Source organism: Streptomyces sp. NPDC048349, assembly GCF_040651925.1.
Taxonomy (GTDB): Bacteria; Actinomycetota; Actinomycetes; order Streptomycetales; family Streptomycetaceae; genus Streptomyces.
This window is the reverse complement of record NZ_JBEZLA010000005.1, coordinates 25,946-42,099: the sequence shown is the minus strand read 5'-3', so window position 1 is coordinate 42,099 and position 16,154 is coordinate 25,946. Positions and strand designations below refer to the sequence as shown.

The 16,154-nt window shown below is 74.3% G+C and carries 18 protein-coding genes; 6 read left to right on the top strand and 12 right to left on the bottom strand.

The genetic code is table 11. The annotated features are described in order from the left end of the window. Positions 1 to 24: 24 nt before the first annotated feature. From AB0D44_RS05185 to AB0D44_RS05165, 5 genes are all read right to left on the bottom strand, one after another. On the bottom strand, positions 25 to 630 hold the full coding sequence (locus AB0D44_RS05185) for an alkaline shock response membrane anchor protein AmaP (RefSeq protein WP_362584584.1): 606 nt from the start codon (positions 628 to 630) through the stop codon (positions 25 to 27). Positions 631 to 676: 46 nt separating this feature from the next. Then, positions 677 to 1,327 carry a DUF6286 domain-containing protein gene (locus AB0D44_RS05180; RefSeq protein WP_362584582.1) on the bottom strand — a complete coding sequence of 217 codons (651 nt, stop codon included), beginning with the start codon at positions 1,325 to 1,327 and terminating at the stop codon, positions 677 to 679. A 110-nt stretch (positions 1,328 to 1,437) separates the two neighbouring features. Beyond that, complete coding sequence (locus tag AB0D44_RS05175; RefSeq protein ID WP_362584579.1) at positions 1,438 to 1,854, bottom strand: Asp23/Gls24 family envelope stress response protein; 417 nt, start codon at positions 1,852 to 1,854, stop codon at positions 1,438 to 1,440. Then, on the bottom strand, positions 1,851 to 2,030 hold the full coding sequence (locus tag AB0D44_RS05170) for a hypothetical protein (protein WP_362584577.1): 180 nt from the start codon (positions 2,028 to 2,030) through the stop codon (positions 1,851 to 1,853). Before AB0D44_RS05170 ends, AB0D44_RS05175 begins: the two co-directional genes overlap by 4 nt. A gap of 63 nt (positions 2,031 to 2,093) precedes the next feature. Continuing rightward, positions 2,094 to 2,573, bottom strand: a complete 480-nt coding sequence (locus AB0D44_RS05165) for an Asp23/Gls24 family envelope stress response protein (protein ID WP_362584574.1) — start codon at positions 2,571 to 2,573, stop codon at positions 2,094 to 2,096. A 163-nt stretch (positions 2,574 to 2,736) separates the two neighbouring features. Between AB0D44_RS05165 and AB0D44_RS05160 the strand changes: the two genes are divergently transcribed. The 3 genes from AB0D44_RS05160 to AB0D44_RS05150 are packed head-to-tail and all read left to right on the top strand — an operon-like array spanning position 2,737 to position 4,411. Then, a complete protein-coding gene (locus tag AB0D44_RS05160) occupies positions 2,737 to 3,381 on the top strand; it encodes a sigma-70 family RNA polymerase sigma factor (protein ID WP_362584572.1) in 645 nt (214 codons plus the stop codon). Beyond that, positions 3,372 to 4,052 carry a hypothetical protein gene (locus AB0D44_RS05155; RefSeq protein WP_362584570.1) on the top strand — a complete coding sequence of 227 codons (681 nt, stop codon included), beginning with the start codon at positions 3,372 to 3,374 and terminating at the stop codon, positions 4,050 to 4,052. The genes AB0D44_RS05160 and AB0D44_RS05155 overlap by 10 nt, the downstream gene beginning before the upstream one ends. Beyond that, positions 4,049 to 4,411 carry a hypothetical protein gene (locus tag AB0D44_RS05150; protein ID WP_362584567.1) on the top strand — a complete coding sequence of 121 codons (363 nt, stop codon included), beginning with the start codon at positions 4,049 to 4,051 and terminating at the stop codon, positions 4,409 to 4,411. The genes AB0D44_RS05155 and AB0D44_RS05150 overlap by 4 nt, the downstream gene beginning before the upstream one ends. A gap of 36 nt (positions 4,412 to 4,447) precedes the next feature. On the opposite strand, the gene AB0D44_RS05145 is transcribed toward AB0D44_RS05150, so the two are convergent. From AB0D44_RS05145 to AB0D44_RS05135, 3 genes are all read right to left on the bottom strand, one after another. Next, complete coding sequence (locus AB0D44_RS05145) at positions 4,448 to 5,638, bottom strand: acyl-CoA dehydrogenase family protein (RefSeq protein WP_362584564.1); 1,191 nt, start codon at positions 5,636 to 5,638, stop codon at positions 4,448 to 4,450. A 129-nt stretch (positions 5,639 to 5,767) separates the two neighbouring features. Beyond that, entirely contained in the window at positions 5,768 to 6,604 is an 837-nt protein-coding gene (locus AB0D44_RS05140) for a class II fructose-bisphosphate aldolase (protein WP_362584561.1), read from the bottom strand. Then, the gene (locus AB0D44_RS05135) at positions 6,601 to 7,503 is read right to left on the bottom strand and encodes a sugar isomerase (protein ID WP_362584558.1); all 903 of its coding nucleotides are present in this window, start codon (positions 7,501 to 7,503) and stop codon (positions 6,601 to 6,603) included. Before AB0D44_RS05135 ends, AB0D44_RS05140 begins: the two co-directional genes overlap by 4 nt. Before the next feature lie 147 nt (positions 7,504 to 7,650). Between AB0D44_RS05135 and AB0D44_RS05130 the strand changes: the two genes are divergently transcribed. After that, complete coding sequence (locus tag AB0D44_RS05130) at positions 7,651 to 8,430, top strand: DeoR/GlpR family DNA-binding transcription regulator (protein WP_362584556.1); 780 nt, start codon at positions 7,651 to 7,653, stop codon at positions 8,428 to 8,430. A 107-nt stretch (positions 8,431 to 8,537) separates the two neighbouring features. Here the strand turns inward: AB0D44_RS05130 and AB0D44_RS05125 are convergent, their stop codons facing one another. From AB0D44_RS05125 to tdh, 3 genes are all read right to left on the bottom strand, one after another. Then, positions 8,538 to 9,452 carry a LysR substrate-binding domain-containing protein gene (locus tag AB0D44_RS05125; protein ID WP_362584553.1) on the bottom strand — a complete coding sequence of 305 codons (915 nt, stop codon included), beginning with the start codon at positions 9,450 to 9,452 and terminating at the stop codon, positions 8,538 to 8,540. A gap of 12 nt (positions 9,453 to 9,464) precedes the next feature. Beyond that, positions 9,465 to 10,673 carry a glycine C-acetyltransferase gene (locus AB0D44_RS05120; protein ID WP_362584550.1) on the bottom strand — a complete coding sequence of 403 codons (1,209 nt, stop codon included), beginning with the start codon at positions 10,671 to 10,673 and terminating at the stop codon, positions 9,465 to 9,467. A 192-nt stretch (positions 10,674 to 10,865) separates the two neighbouring features. Continuing rightward, complete coding sequence (tdh, locus tag AB0D44_RS05115; protein WP_362584547.1) at positions 10,866 to 11,894, bottom strand: L-threonine 3-dehydrogenase; 1,029 nt, start codon at positions 11,892 to 11,894, stop codon at positions 10,866 to 10,868. A 215-nt stretch (positions 11,895 to 12,109) separates the two neighbouring features. Between tdh and AB0D44_RS05110 the strand changes: the two genes are divergently transcribed. Further along, a complete protein-coding gene (locus AB0D44_RS05110) occupies positions 12,110 to 13,018 on the top strand; it encodes an alpha/beta hydrolase (RefSeq protein ID WP_362584544.1) in 909 nt (302 codons plus the stop codon). Positions 13,019 to 13,053: 35 nt separating this feature from the next. Here AB0D44_RS05110 and AB0D44_RS05105 read toward each other — a convergent pair whose 3' ends face one another. Further along, positions 13,054 to 13,800 (bottom strand): class I SAM-dependent methyltransferase, encoded by a 747-nt coding sequence (locus AB0D44_RS05105; RefSeq protein ID WP_362584542.1) that lies wholly within the window; start codon positions 13,798 to 13,800, stop codon positions 13,054 to 13,056. 208 nt (positions 13,801 to 14,008) lie between these two features. On the opposite strand from AB0D44_RS05105, the gene AB0D44_RS05100 reads away from it, so the two are divergent. Further along, positions 14,009 to 16,144, top strand: coding sequence for a SpoIIE family protein phosphatase (locus AB0D44_RS05100; RefSeq protein WP_362584539.1), 2,136 nt, complete (start codon positions 14,009 to 14,011; stop codon positions 16,142 to 16,144). Positions 16,145 to 16,154 lie beyond the last annotated feature (10 nt).

Below are 16,154 nucleotides of genomic sequence, written 5' to 3'. Positions count from 1 at the left end.
GTCCCGTGGCCCTGGCACGGGCGCTCAGTCGGCGCGGTGGGCTTTGTGCGGGCTCACCCGCAGGTGCAAGTCCGCCGGGAGTCCGGGCCGGCCGGTGGAGCGGCGGGCGCGTTCCAGCGGGCCGTCGCGCAGCGCCCGCAGGGCGGGGCCCGGTTCGCTGCCGGGGGTGAGGGTGAGGTCGAGCCGGGCTTGCGGATGGCGGGTCGTGCCGACCATCCGCGCCCGGGCCTTGTGGACGCCGGGCTGCTGCCGGGCGTCGGCGGCCAGAGCGTCGCCGAGGGCGCGCTCGCGCAGCTCCACACCGTCACCGCCGGGGGCTCCGGACAGGGGGATGCGGCCGGGGTGCGTGCGGCGCAGTTGCACCAGCAGCCACCACACGGCGAGCAGGACGCCGAGGGCCAGGACCGCGATGACCAGGGGCCACCACCATCCTTCGCCCGTCCAGCGGGTCCGGTCGGCGGCCCCGAGCAGCACGTCGTGGGGAGCGGTCAGGGGCCAGCCGTCGGGTGGTGCCATCCGCCAGCGCCGGTAGAGGTCGAAGCCGCCCGCCAGCATCAGGAGGCCCGTGCCGAGCAGGACGGTGCCGGTCAGGGCCAGCAGGACGCGGTTGAGTGCGGATTTCCTCTTCATGGGATCCGTTTCCTGTCTCTTGCCGGGCCTGGTCCTGCGCGGCGCGTCACGTGCGGCGCGGGCGGACCCGAACGGCGAGCGAAGGCGGGTGGGCAAGGGCGAGCCGGTCCAGTTCCTCCCGCAGAGCGGCCAGGAGATCGGCCTTCACGTCGGCCGCGGCGCGGAACCGCACGTCCGCCGTGGCCCGGATGTGGTTCCGGAAGATCCGGAACCTGGCGGCGCCGACCCCGGGGACGCGCATGGCGGCGTCCCGCAGGAGGAGCTGCGCGGCGTCGCGGTCCAGCACGGCGCGCATGTGCGCGTCGGGGGTGCGCAGGGGCCACTGGTGGCGCAGGCCGGGGGTGAGGGCGAGGACGAGCAGCCAGAGGCCGAGGAGGGCGAGGACGGCAGCGCCGATCCGCATCCAGGTGTCGTCGAGCGGGCGGGTGGCCAGTTCGTCGGCCAGGCGCGTGCGCCAGGCCGCGGCGGGCCGGCCGGCACGGACCCGGACGACATCGAACAGCAGGGTCCCCGCCGCGGCCGCGATGAGGAGCGCCGTCAGCGCGGCGGGTATCCGGCGTGCGGACCACGGGCGCCTGGCCGTCGCCCGCGGGCCGGCCGCGGACGGCTGGGCCGGCTGCCCCGCCGCGGGGGTGGTGACCGCGCCGGCTGCGGTGGGCTGCTCCGAACCGGCCCGGGGGTCTCGGTCCGGTTGCATACCGTCCCGTCGCGCACCGTCCCGGTTCATGGCGTGCGCATTCATACCGTCCGGTTTCATTCCGTCCCGGTTCATGCCGGCTCTCCTTCCCTGGGGGACTGCGGACCGGTTCACTGCACGCGTCGGTGTTCCAGGCCCCCGGAGAGGACCAGGTGCTCGATGGCGAGGGTGACTTCGGTGACGCGCAGACCGGTCAGTCGGGCCACCCGCTCGCCCACGTACTGCTGCACCTCGCGGGAGGCGCGGGCGAGGTCCGCGGGGTAGGGCAGGTCCAGGGTCAGACCGAGCCGCACCGTGCCGCCGCCGACGGTGACCGAGGCGTGCGCGGCGGCCGCCCTGGCACGGGCGGCCGAGGGGACCGAGGGGTCCCTCTGCCCGGCCAGGGCCTCCCTGGCCGCGAGGGCCGCAATGCGGGCCACCACCTTCTCGGGGATCACCGTGGCGCCGCGTTCGGCCGCCGGCAGGACCGGCCGCGCGGGGGCCGCCGCTGCCCCCGCGGGCGCGAGGGCCCCGGGCTGCGGGCTCACTGCCGGTCCCGGGAATGCGTGAAGTCCGACAGCTCCAGGTCACCCTGCAGCATGCGGCCGATCACGAGGCCGACCAGGCCCAGGAACGCCACGAGCAGGAACGCCCAGAAGCCGCCGAAGAATGCGGCGAAGCCCAGGGCCATGCCGGCCAGCAGGCCCGTGGTTGCTGCGCTCATCTCACTCACCTTGATTTCACGTCGATCGTCGGCCCGGCGGCGCGATGCCGGGGCCGCGCAAGGTCACTGCACCCGGCCGTCGCCGACCTCTTCGTCCTCCTCGTCGGGCAGGTGGACGTCGTCGACGGTGATGTTCACTTCGACGACCTCCAGGCCGGTCATGCGTTCCACGGCCGTGATGACGCTGGTGCGGACGTCGGCGGCGATGTCCACGATGGCCACGCCGTACTCCACGACCACGTCGAGATCGACGGCGGCCTGCCGCTCCCCCACCTCGACCTTCACGCCGCGCGTCACGTTGGCACGGCCGCCGGGAACCTTGTCCGTCACCGCCCCGAGCGTGCGGGCCATGCCCGAGCCGAGGCTGTGGATGCCCGGCACCTCGCGGGTGGCCATCCCCGCGATCTTCTCGACCACGCTGTCGGCGATGGTCGTCCGGCCCCGCGTCTCGGGCGCGGTCCCGGCGCCGGTCTGACCCGTCAGGGCCGTGTCGGCAGGGCGTGACGCGCTCCCGCCCGCGGAGGGGTTGATGGTGTCCGACATGGGGACCTCCCCAGGATGTCCGTCCGGGCGCCGGTGCGGTGCCCTCGTACGTTGGACACCTCGCGCGGGCGTTCCTCACCCGGCTCGGGCCACGTGCACCGCATACCATCGAGGAGTGCGTACGCAGCCGCGACGAGCGTCTGCGGCAGAAAGCGAGCGGCGGATGCGCAACAGGACCAGACCCCCGCCCCCGCCCGGTGCGGACCTCCCGTTGCGGCCGGCGCCGCAGCCGACCGCCGGCGTCGCCGCGGACCGGGACGCTACCGGCGACCTGGCCGACCGTGTCCTGGCAGTACGGGCTTCCGAAGGGGATGAGGACGCGTTCGCCGTCCTGGTCCGCCGGCACAGCAGCCGCCTGCTCGCCCTGGCCCAGCACCTGCTGGGCAACCGGGCGGACGCCGAGGACGCCGTCCAGGACGCCTTCCTCAGCGCCTGGAGGCAGCTGCCGGAGTTCCGCCACGGCGCCTCGTTCGGCACCTGGATGTACCGCATCGTCACGAACCGCTGCCTCAACACCTTGCGCCGCCGGCCCCGCCCGCTGCCCCTGGACGTCGTCCCCGAAACCGCTGCCGCGGACGCGGACAGCTCACCGCCGCGCGTGGCCGAGGCCGACGCGGCGACGGCCGCACTGGCGCGAGCACTGCTGGAGCTGCGCCCGGACCTGCGCGTGTGCTGGGTCCTGCGCGAGCTGCACGGCCTGCACTACGAGGAGATCGCCCATGTGGTGGGCAGCAGCGAACAAACGGTGCGCGGCAGACTCTTTCGCGCACGACGCGCTCTGATGGAGGCGATGCGCCCATGGCGCTAGACGACCCGCACCTCACCTCCCGCGACGCGCCCGGGACCATGGGCGCCCCGAGGGCCGGAGCACCCCTGGCCCCTGACGCCGAGCTGCTGGCCGGCGCGGAGCCGCTGCCCTGTGGGCGCCCCCTCGGCCGTGCCTGGGAGCAGGCCCGCGGCCCGGCCGGTGCGGCGGACCCGCACAGCAGCAGCTGCCCCTACTGCAGGGAGGCCGTCGAGGGCCTGGCGGCCCTGGACCGGGCCACCCGTGCTCTGCGCGCCGAGGAGCAGCCCGACGGCCACGGCCTCGCCAACCGGGTCATCAACGCGGTCCGGGCCGAGGTACGGCTGGGGGCCATGCTGGTGCTGGACGATCCCGGTGACGATCTGCGCATCGCCGAGAGCGCCGCCGCGAAGGTACTGCGCCGGGCCGCGGACACCGTCGCCGGCGCCCGCGCGGCCAGCTGCCGCCTGACACCCGTCCAGGGCGGCCACCGGGTCCACGCCGTCGCCCTCACCGTGGCGGCCGCACTGGACCGGCCGCTGCGCGAACGCGCGGAAGAGGTGCGCAGGGCCGTCCTCGACGCGGCTGAGCACACGCTCGGTCTCGCCGTCACGGCCGTCGACCTGGAGATCGACGACGTGCTCGAACTCCCCCGCGCGCCGGGTGGCGAGCGGTCCGGGCCGGGCCGGCGATGACCGCCATCCACCGCGAGGACGTCCAGCGGGCAGCGGCCGCCGCGGCCCTCGACGCTCCCGGTGTGGCCGCCCTCCAGCCCGCGCTCTCCGAGCAGCTGGCTCTCGCGGCTTCCCGCGCCCACCACGCCGTGACCGCGGGAACCGCGCCGCACCGGGAGGCGGCCGGTATCCGCTGCGGCCCCACCGAGGAAGGCGGATGGCACGTGGAGGTCCGCTGCATCCTGCACGCCGACCGCCGTGCCGTCGACGTGGCCCGGCAGGTGCGCGAGGACGTACGCAGTGCGGTCACCGCCTGCCTCGCCCGGAACGGCGCGACCGGCCCCGTCACCGTCCTGGTCACGGTCACCCGTACCGTGTAGACCGCCCGCGCCCCCGAGGCGCTCCTCCCGGCGCCCTCAGCGGCGCACCCGGGGCATGCCGAGGCCGATCCAGGAGATGATCTCGCGCTGGATCTCGTTGTTGCCGCCGCCGAAGGTGAAGATGACGGCGCTGCGGTAGCCGCGTTCGAGTTCGCCGTGCAGGACCGCCCCGGCGGAGCCGTCCTTCAGGGGGCCTGCCGCGCCGACGACCTCCATGAGCCAGGCGTACGCGTCGCGGCGGGCCTCGGAGCCGTAGACCTTGACCGCCGAGGCGTCCTGCGGCGTGAGGGTGCCGGACTGGACCGCGCCCACCATCTGCCAGTTGAGCAGCTTCATCGCGTCGAGCCGGGCGTGGGTGCGGGCGAGGCGGCCGCGGACCCAGGACAGGTCGATGACCCGGCGGCCGTCGGCGAGCTTCGTCCCGGCGGCCCAGCGCTGGACGTCGTGCAGGGCCCGGATGGCCATCGTGCCGTGGGCGGCGAGGGTGACGCGCTCGTGGTTGAGCTGGTTGGTGATCAGGCGCCAGCCCTTGTTCTCCTGCCCGACGCGGCGGCTCGCGGGGACGCGGATGTTCTCGTAGTAGCTGGCGGTGGTGTCGTGCGAGGCGAGGGTGTTGATGAGGGTGCAGGAGTAGCCCGGGTCGGAGGTCGGCACCAGGAGCATGGTGATGCCCTTGTGGGCGGGGGCGTCCGGGTCGGTGCGCACCGCGAGCCAGACCCAGTCGGCGGTGTCTCCGTTGGTGGTCCAGATCTTCTGCCCGTTCACCACGTAGGTGCCGGTCTCCTCGTCGCCCTCGCGGACGGCCTTGCACGTGAGCGCGGCGAGGTCGGTGCCCGCGTCGGGCTCGCTGTAGCCGATGGCGAAGTCGATCTCGCCCGCGAGGATCCTGGGCAGGAAGTACGCCTTCTGCTCGTCGGTGCCGAACTGCATGATGGTCGGCCCGACGGTGTTGAGCGCCATCAGGGGCAGCGGTACGACGGCCTGCGCGGCCTCGTCGAAGAAGATGAACTGGTCCATCGGGGACATCCCGCGGCCGCCGTACTCCTTGGGCCAGCCGACGCCGAGCCAGCCGTCGGCGCCGAGGCGGCGGATGGTCTCCCGGTAGAACCGCTTCTGCGCGGCCGGGTCCTCGTAGCGGGCGTAGACGTCCTCGGGCACCAGGTCGGCGAAGTAGGCGCGCAGCTCGGTGCGCAACTGCTGCTGCTCAGGCGTGTATTCGAGGTGCACGGCCCCTCCGGGTGTCTCGCGGTCCAGCCGGTCGCTGTGTGGCGGCGGTCAGAGTAGAACCAGTTCCAGAAATTCGGAAGGGGCGGGACGTGCGGGAGGGAGCCGTGCACCGGCGGCCGCGGACGCGGGTCAGTTCAGGGCGTTGAGCATGGCCTCGGCGGTCGCCGCCATCGCCGTGCGGGCGGCCGTCAGGTAGGGCCTGGGGTCCGCGGGGGTGAGGTGGGTGCGGATCGCCCCGGTCATGGCCACGTTCAGGGCGGTGCCGATGTTGACCTTGCGGATGCCGCCCGCGACGGCCGCCGCGAGCTCCGCGTCCGGCAGACCCGAGGAGCCGTGCAGGACGAGCGGCACGTCCAGCGTCTTGGCCAGCCGGGCCAGCAGGGCGTGGTCCAGGGAGGCGGTCCGGCTGGTCATCGCGTGAGTGCTGCCGACGGCGACGGCCAGGGCGTCCACCCCGGAGTCGGCGACGAACCGGCGCGCCTCGTCGGGGTCGGTCCGGGCGCCCGGCGCGTGCGGGTCCAGCGGGGCGGCGCCGTTCTTGCCGCCCACCTCGCCCAGCTCGGCCTCGATCCACAGTCCGTTGGCGTGGGCCCAGTCGGCGGCGGAGCGGGTCGCCTCCAGGTTCTCGGCGTACGGCAGGTGCGCGGCGTCGTACATCACCGAGCTGTATCCCGCCTCGCAGGCCTGGCGCAGGAGTTCGGGGCTCTTGACGTGGTCGAGGTGCAGTCCGACCGGGACCCCGGCGGCCTCGGCGCAGGCGGCGGCCGCGCGGGAGATGGGCAGCAGCTGCCCGCCGCGGAACTTCACGGCGTTCTCGCTGAGTTGGAGGATGACCGGCAGCCCGGCCGCCTCGGCTCCGGCGACGACCGCTTCGGCGTGCTCCAGGGTGATGATGTTGAAGGCGGCGACGGCGCGGCCCGCGCCCGCCGCCTCGCGGACGAGCGCGCCGGCGGGGACCAGGCTCATCGGACCGCCTCCTCTCCGGTGGTGAGGATGACCGAGCGGGTCAGGTGGCGCGGCGCGTCGGGATCCAGCTGCTGGTGGGCGGCGACGGCGAGGGCGAGGCGGTGCACGCGGACCAGCTCGGCGAGCGGGTCGAGCCGGCCCTCCACCCACTGGGAGCCGGTGCTCCGCACCTGCGCGGCCAGCCCTTCGGGGGCGGCGCCGAGCGACCAGGTCACGGTGCCGGGCCCGGAGATGCTGATGGGCCCGTGCCGGTACTCCATGGCCGGGTAGGACTCGGCCCAGGAGAGCGAGGCCTCGCGCATCTTCAGTGCGGCCTCGTTCGCGAGGCCGACGCTCCAGCCGCGGCCGAGGAAGGTGAACTGCCCCCGGCCCTCCAGGTCGGCGGGGAGCGGCTCCTCGAGGGCGGTGCGGGCGTCGGCGACCACGGAGGCGGTGTGCAGTCCGGCGTGGGCGCGCAGCAGGGTGAGGGCGGTGGTGGCGAAACGGGTCTGCACGACGGACTGTTCATCGGCGAAGTCGAGGACGACGAGGTCGTCGGCGAGGGTCATCACCGGGGTCGCCGGATCGCCGATGACGGCGGTCGTGGGCACGCCCGCGTCCCGCAGGCCGGCCAGCAGGTCCAGCACCTCGGTGGTCGTCCCGGAGCGGGTGAGGGCCAGGACCCGGTCGTAGCGGCGGTGGCGCGGGAACTCCGAGGCGGCGAAGGCGTCGGTCTCGCCCTGGCCGGACTCCTCGCGCAACACGGCGGCCGACTGGGCCATGTAGTACGAGGTCCCGCACCCGACGATCGCGGTACGCTCCCCCGGCTGCGGCAGCACCGCCCGCTGCACCGCGGCCAGTTCGGCGGCCCGCTCCCAGCATTCGGGCTGTGTGCCCAACTCGTGCGCGACGTGACTCATGCAGGCTCCCTCATGCGGCGGAACGGGACTGAATGCGTTTTCCTGCAAGGTAGCTGGCAGTTTCGCGCAACTTCAAGCGTCAACGACTGGATCGCCTGAGTTAATGTCGGCGGGTACGCCGATGGAGCACATCGAAGGGGGCGGCCGATGACCCGCAAGGAGCGCTGGCAGGCACTGTTGGACCTGCTGGTGGAACGGGGCGAGGTGGAGGTGGAGCCGGCCGCCGAGGCCCTCGGCGTGTCCGCCGCGACCATCCGCCGCGACCTCGACCAGCTCGCCGAGCAACAGCTGCTGGTCCGCACGCGCGGCGGGGCCGTCCTTCACGGGGTCTCGTACGAACTCCCCCTGCGCTACCGCACCTCGCGCCGCGCCGCCGAGAAGCGCCGCATCAGCGAGGCGGTCGCGGCCCTGATCACCCCGGGCGAGGTCATCGGCCTGACCGGCGGCACCACGACCACCGAGATCGCGCGGGCCCTGGCCGGCCGGCCGGACCTGGCCCAGGGCTCGCCCGCCCTCACCGTGGTGACCAACGCGCTCAACATCGCGGGCGAGCTGGTGATCCGGCCGCAGTTCAAGATCGTGCTGACGGGCGGGGTGGCGCGCCCCCAGTCCTACGAGCTGACGGGCCCCCTGGCCGAGCAGGTGCTCGGCCAGCTCGCGGTCGACACGGCAGTGCTCGGCGTGGACGGGTTCGACCCGGCGGACGGCGCGGCGACCCGCCACGAGGACGAGGCCTCGGTCAACCGGCTCCTGTGCGAGCGGGCCCGCCGCGTGGTGATCGCTGCGGACTCCAGCAAGCTGGGCGTGCGCGCCTTCGCCCGCATCTGTGCGACCTCGTCGGTGGACGTGCTGGTGACGGACACGGGTCTGGCGGCCGGGGTGGCCCGGGAGTTCGAGGCGGCGGGGGTGGAGGTGCTGAGGGTGTGAGCCCTGGCCCGGGCCGTGTCCGCACTCCCGGGATGTCCAGCGATGTTCCCGCCCCCTCCCCCGATCCCGTCGCCGAGGGGTGCGACCTGCTGCTGTGCAGAGACGACCTAGTGCGTCGGCAGCCGTTCCGACTCCCGGACCAGGGCGGCCAGGACCGGGGCGATCAGCGGGTGGGTCTCGCCGCCGCGGCGGGTGGCGGCGAAGACCCGGCGGGTGGCGGCCGGGCCGGCGACCGGCCTGACCTGGACCTCCTTGAGGTCCATGCCCCGCAGCGCGGAACGCGGCACCAGAGCCACCCCGGCCCCCGCGCCCACCAGCGCCGTCACGGCACGGAAGTCGTCGGACGAGTGGACGAACCGGGGCTGGAAGCCCGCCAGTTCGCACGCGAGGAGCGTGACGTCGTGGCACGGGTTGCCGGGGTACTGGCCCACCCAGTCCGCCTCGGACAGATCCGCCAGCGCCACCGCCGGCAGGTCGGCCAGCGGATGGCCCGACGGCAGCACGGCGTCGAAGGGCTCCGCGTACAGCGGCAGCACGGACAGCCGCTTGTCGTCCGCCCCCGGCCCGCCCCGGTACTCGACCGCCAGGGCCACGTCCGCCTCGCCGTCCAGCAGCAGCGGCAGGCTCTGGTCGCCCTCCGCGTCCCGTACCCGCAGCCGTATCCCGGGGTGCTCCAGCGCCAGCCGGGCGATGGCCGGAGCCAGTACCTCCGCGATGCCGGTGGCGAAGGCGGCCACCGTCACCTCGCCCGCCGAACCCCCCGCGTACGCCGCGAGTTCGGCCTCCGCCCGCTCCAGCTGCGCCAGCACTTCGTGGGCGTGGCCGAGCAGGATCTCACCGGCCGCGGTGAGCCGTACGCCCCGGCCGCTGCGGGTCAGCAGGGCGTGGCCCGTCTCCTGTTCCAGAGCCGCGAGCTGCTGGGAGACGGCGGAGGGGGTGAGGTAGAGGGCTGCGGCCGCGGCGGTCACCGTACGGTGGTCCGCCACGGCCCGCAGGATGCGCAGCCGGCGGGGGTCGATCACCCCACCATTGTCTCAGGCCCCGTCGGCCACCAGCGCCGCACGGGCGTCGACGAACGCGGCGACCGCGCGCTCCACGTCGGCCGTCGAGTGGGCCGCCGAGAGCTGCACGCGGATCCGGGCCGCGCCCATCGGCACCACCGGATAGGAGAAGCCGATCACGTAGACGCCGCGCTCGAGCAGCAGCTCGGCCATCCGTGCCGCCTCGGCCGCGTCGCCGATCATCACGGGGGCGATGGCGTGGTCGCCGGGCAGGATCTCGAAGCCGGCCTCGGTCATCTTCGTGCGGAAGAGCGCGGTGTTGGCGGCGAGCTGCTCGCGCAGGTCGCCGGCCGACTCCAGCAGGTCCAGGACCTTGAGGGAGGCCGCCGCGATGACCGGGGCGAGGGAGTTGGAGAAGAGGTACGGGCGCGAGCGCTGGCGCAGCAGCTCGACGATCTCGGCGCGGGCCGCGACGTAGCCGCCGGAGGCGCCGCCCAGGGCCTTGCCGAGGGTGCCGGTGATGATGTCGACGCGGTCCATGACCCCGTGCAGCTCCGGGGTGCCGCGGCCGCCGGGGCCGACGAAGCCGACGGCGTGCGAGTCGTCGACCATGACCATCGCGTCGTAGCGCTCGGCGAGGTCGCAGATCTCCTGGAGGGGAGCCACGTAGCCGTCCATGGAGAAGACGCCGTCGGTGACGATCAGCTTGCGCCGGGCGCCGCCCTCGGCGGCCTCCTTCAGGCGGGTCTCCAGCTCGGCCATGTCGCGGTTGGCGTAGCGGAAGCGGCGGGCCTTGGACAGACGGATGCCGTCGATGATCGAGGCGTGGTTGAGGGCGTCGGAGATGACCGCGTCCTCGGCGCCGAGCAGGGTCTCGAAGACACCGCCGTTGGCGTCGAAGCAGGAGGAGTACAGGATCGTGTCCTCCTGGCCGAGGAACGCCGACAGCCGCGCCTCCAGCTCCTTGTGCACCTCCTGGGTACCGCAGATGAAGCGGACCGAGGCCATGCCGTAGCCCCAGCGGTCGAGGGCCTCCTTCGCGGCGGCGACGACCTCGGGGTGATCGGCCAGCCCCAGGTAGTTGTTGGCGCAGAAGTTGAGGACCTCCCCGGCGGTCCCGCCCGCGGTGACGGCGACGGCCGCGCTCTGCGGGGTGCCGATGACGCGCTCGGGCTTGTGCAGGCCGGCGGCGCGGATCTCGTCGAGGGTGGTGCGCAGGTCCTCGCGGACGGACTCGAACATGGTGCGGTTCTCCTTATGCGGCGGAGGGCGACGAAGGGGGCCGGACCCCGCGGAGGGGGGAGGGTGTGCGGGGTCCGGCCGGGGGAGGTGGTCTTTGATGCGCGGTGCGCGGTGCGCGGAACCCGGTGCGCGGCCCGGCGCCGCCCGCCGCACGCGGTCGGCGGGCGGCGGTCGGCCGGGCCTGCGGCGGGTCTACGCGGTCCAGTCCAGGATGATCTTGCCGCTGCGGGCGGTCGAGGCCTCGTCGAACGCCGCGTCGAAGTCGCGGTGCGAGTAGCGCCCGGTGATGACCGGGCTGAGGTCGAGCCCGCCCTCCAGCAGCACCGTCATCGCGTACCAGGTCTCGAACATCTCGCGGCCGTAGATGCCCTTGATGGTGATCATCGAGGTGACGACCTTGGCCCAGTCGACCGGGAACTCCTGCGCGGGCAGGCCCAGCATGGCGATCCGGCCGCCGTGAGTCATGTTGTCGATCATGTCGCGCATCGCCTCGCCGCGGCCGGACATCTCCAGGCCGATGTCGAAGCCCTCGCGCAGGCCCAGCTGCGCCTGTGCTTCGGCGATGGAGGACTCGGCGACGTTCACCGCGAGCGTGGCGCCCGCCTTGCGGGCGATCTCCAGCCGCTCGGGGCTGACGTCGGTGATCACCACGTTGCGCGCACCGGCGTGCCGGGCCACGGCCGCCGCCATGATCCCGATCGGGCCGGCACCGGTGATCAGCACGTCCTCGCCGACGAGGGGGAAGGACAGCGCGGTGTGCACGGCGTTGCCGAACGGGTCGAAGATCGCCGCGACGTCCAGGTCCACCGCGGTGCGGTGCACCCACACGTTCTGCGCGGGCAGCACCACGTACTCGGCGAAGGCGCCGTCGCGGCCGACCCCGAGGCCGACGGTGCTGCGGCACAGGTGGCGGCGCCCGGCCAGGCAGTTGCGGCACTTGCCGCACACCAGGTGGCCCTCGCCGCTGACCAGCGCGCCGATCTCGATGTCACGGACGTCGGCGCCCAGGGCGGCGACCTCGCCGACGAACTCGTGGCCGAGGACCAGCGGTGTCGTGACGGCGCCCTGCGCCCAGCCGTCCCAGGCGCGGATGTGCAGGTCGGTTCCGCAGATGCCGGTGCGCAGCACCTTGATCAGCACGTCACCGGGACCGTACTCGGGCTCCGGAACGTCCATGAGCCACAGTCCGGGCTCGGCCTTGTGCTTGACGAGTGCCTTCATGGGGTGGCTCCAGGCATGCGGAAGGGAGCGCCGCGGCGCGCCGGGGGGCGCGGACGGCGTCGGTGACGGGCACCAATCTGCCGAGGCGCGTGGTGATCAGTCCATCGAGACTTTCTTAAGCGGGTCGACAGCCCAGCTTCACGCCTATGCTCCTGCGTTGACGGGGTAGGGTCCCCGGGCCGGGGGTGGTCCGGGGAAAAGGGGAGGTGAGGGGCGTGCCGAGTCTGCGGAGCAGGGCGCTGTCGGTCGCGCTGATCGCGACGGGACGGCGAAGACGGTTCGCGAGCGTCGAGGCGGTGCGCACCCGGGTGGCCGAGTCCGCCCGCCGGCCCGCCTCCCATCTGCCGCCGCGCTCGCTGGGGCGGATCGCGGACATCTCGCGCACCTTCGTCGGGGCCTGGCCGGTGTACGAGGTCTCCCCGCGCGGGAGCGAGCCCGCGGCACGGGTGCTGTACCTGCACGGCGGCAGCTACATCAACGAACTGGTCCGCCCGCACTGGGCGATGGTCCGCACCCTCGTCACGCAGGCGCAGGCCCGGGTCGTCGTACCCGCGTACGTCCTCGCCCCGCGCGGCACCGCCGACCGGACGGTTCCGGCCGCCGCCGACCTGCTCAGCGGCCTGATCGCGAGCGGGGGCGCGGGCGGGACCGTGCTCATCGGCGACTCCGCCGGGGCCGGGCTGGCGCTGGCCGCCGCCCAGCGGCTGCGCGACCGCAACGGGGCGCAGCCCTCGCGGATCGTCCTGATCTCGCCGTGGCTGGACGTGACGATGAGCCATCCGGACCAGGCGGGCATAGAGGCGGACGATCCGCTCCTGGCCCGCCCGGGTCTGCGGGAGGCCGGGCGGCTGTACGCCGGGACCCTGAACGCCGACGATCCCCAGGTGAGCCCGCTGCACGGCACCTTCGCGGGGCTGGCTCCGCTGACGGTGTTCGCCGGGACCCGGGACGTGCTGGTCACGGACAGCAGGGAGCTGGTGCGCCGGGCCCGCGCGGCCGGGGCGGACGTGGAGTTCCACGAGGAGGCCGGGCTGCCGCACGGCTACCCGCTGCTGCCGGTGCCGGAGGGGCGGGCGGCGCGCGACCGGATCGTCGAGCTGATCCGGTCGGCGGCGGAACTGTGAGCCCCGGGGCCTGATCCGCACGAAGAGCCCTCGCGCTACGCCACGCAGGTCATCAGGGAGCTGATCGGCCAGGCGCGGTACGCCGTCCAGTACGCGTCGTCGCGTTCACGGTCGGCCGGCGGGGTCCGGTTCGGCTGCCAGCCGATGGTGCTGAACCCCGCCTCGACAGCCGCTTCGGCGAGCTCGGCGTGGGCCCACTCGTGGAACTCGAAGGCCACCGGCGGTTCGGTGAGGAAGTGCGCCTTCAGCAGCGGCGCGTCACCGGTCACGACCCGGTCGAGGATGCGGACCCCGTACGGCGACCAGTCCACGCGGGGGAACGCACCGGCGTTGGGCACGATGGCGAGCAGCCGTCCGCCCGCGCGCAGGCTGGCGCGGACGGAGCGGAACATCGCGTGCAGCGACGCGCGGTCGGGCGTGTGGTTGAAGGGGTAGACGGCGGTGGCGAGGTCGAAGGGCCCGAGGTCGGGCAGGCCGGCGACGTCGGCGACGTGGTACTCGATGTTCCCGGTGCCCGGCCGGCCCTGCTCCGCGTCGTGCTCGCGCGCCAGCTTGATCATCTCTTCCGAGTCGTCCACCCCGACGGTCCGCCGGGCGCCGCCGCGGGCCAGCAGCCGGGTGTTGTAGCCGTACCCGCAGGCCAGGTCGAGGGCGTCGAGCCCGCGCACCCCGCCGAGGGCGTCGATGGCTCCGTGGAGCGTGTAGGTGTCGGCCGCCGAGAAGGCCGCCGTGGTGCTGGACTCGGCGTACCGCTCGCCGAGGGTGTCGTACTGGAACCGCATGCTCTGCCTTCCGGTGGCCTGCCGGGCGGGGGTGGGATGCGTATCGTGCCCCGCGGCGCGCCCGCCGCACGGCCGTACACCCGTGCGTCCCCCGGACGAGGGAAGCGGTCGGCCTATCGCGGGTGCCGCACGCGCGGGGGCGCGGGTGGCGCGGGCGGGCCCGCAGCCCGGGGTGCGGCCCTCACCGGCGAAGGCGCATCCTGGCGGTGTGACGGCGAGACCGGACAATGGCGGCCCTGCCCCGTACGCCTTGGCCCAGGTGCTCGCCCGGGCCACGGGCGAAGTGGTGACGGCCGTCGGCGGGTACGCGGGCGGGGTGTACCTGCGCTCCGGGCGCCAGGGCCTGCTGCGGCTGGCCGTGCTCACGGGGCTCCCGGCGCAGCTGTTCCGGCCCTGGTGGCGGATGACGATGGGCCGGCCCTATCCGGTCGCCGAGTCCTACCGGTCAGGGCAGTCCGTGCACCTGCCCGACGCGGAGGAGACCATGCGCCGCTTCCCGCAGCTGATGGCGGGGCTGCCCTTCCTCACCGCCTCGATGTTCGAGCCGGTGACCTCCGGTGACGAGCGGTTCGGGGTGGTAATGGCGCTGCGCACCGCGACCCCCGGGGTACCGGTGGGGCCGCTGGACCGCGAGCGGCTGCGCGGGGTCGCGGACCGGCTGGCCGCGGACCTGGCGGAGCTGACGGCGGCCGGGGATCCTGTGCTCTGGGACGGCGACCCGCTGTCCGCGGAGCAGCCCCGCGCCGCCGCGGGCGCCCGGGAGGCGGTGGAGCGGCTCACGCAGGCCGTGCTGTCGGTCGACCGGCAGGGCAGGATCGGCTTCGTCAACGCGGCGGCCGGGGAACTGCTCGGCACCGGCGGGCCGGAGCTGCACGGACGCCTGCTGTGGGAGGCGCTGCCCTGGCTCGGGCACCCCTCGTACGAGGATCACTTCCGGGCCGTCTTCATGTCCACCGAGCCGGTGCACTTCCCGGCCCGGCGCGACCGCGGTACGCCCGCCCAGTGGGTGACGGTGCACCTGTACCCCGGCGCCGACGGGGTGACCGTGACCATCGCCGCCACGGGGACGCCCTCCTACGCGCCCGCCTCGATGGCCCGCCCGGGAGGGGGGCTCGGCTCCCCCGCCGACCGGGCCTCCGCCCTGTACCGGCCGGTGGCCCTGGCCATCGCGCTGACCGAGGCCGTGACGGCCCGCCAGGTATCGGCGGTGGTCACCGAGGAACTGCTGCCGGCCTTCGGCGGACGCCAGCTGGCGATCTACCTGCTGGACGAGCGGCATCTGCACCTCGCCTGGGAGACCGGTTTCCCGAAGGGCTTCCTCGACCGGTTCGACGGGGTCGGGCTCGATGTGCGGCTGCCGGGCGTGGAGACCCTGACCTCCGGCCTGCCGCTGTTCTTCGAGTCGATGGAACACCTGGCCGCCGCCTATCCGGGCATCCCCCTGGACGCCCATGTCGGCGCCCGCGCGTTCCTGCCGCTGATCGCGTCCGGCCGCCCGGTCGGCTCCTGCATCCTGGGATTCGACACGCCCCGCGGCTTCAGCCCGGAGGAGCGGACGGTGCTCACCGCCCTGGCCGGACTGATCGCCCAGGCCCTGGCCCGGGCCCGGCGCTACGACAGCGAGGCGGCGCTCGCCCGCGGACTGCAGTCCGCCCTGCTGCCGCACCGGCTGCCGGTGCACGACCAGGTGGAGACGGTGGGCCGCTACCTGCCCGGCACCCAGGGCATGGACGTCGGCGGGGACTGGTACGACGTGGTCGAGACCGGCGGCGGCCGGCTGTCCCTGGTCATCGGGGACGTCCAGGGGCACGGGGTGGCCGCCGCCGCGACCATGGGCCAACTGCGCAGCGCCGTACGGGCCTTCGCGCTGACCGGCAGCCCACCCGACCAGGTGGTGCGCGGGACCAACCGGCTGCTGATCGACCTGGACCCGGGTCAGTTCGCCAGCTGCTGCTACGTGGGGCTGGACCCGGCGTCGGGCTCCGCCGAGGCCGTCCGGGCCGGACACCCGCAGCCTCTGCTGCGCCACCCCGACGGCCGGACCGAGGTGCTGGACCTGGCCGGCGGGGTGGTGCTCGGCGTCGACCCGGAGGCTTCGTACCCGGTGACGGAACTGCGCCTGGAGACGGGCTCGGTGCTCGCCCTGTACACGGACGGGCTGGTGGAGCGGCCGGACACCGACATCGACGCCGGGGTGGAGCGGCTGCGCACGGCGCTGGCGGCGGCCCGGCCGGCCCCGCTGACCGAGACGGCCGACCGGCTGGTCGGCGAGGCGGGCGACACCGAGGACCGGCCGGACGACATCGCCCTGCTGCTGGCGTCCCGGACGGGCACAGCCCCGTAGGCCGTCTCTT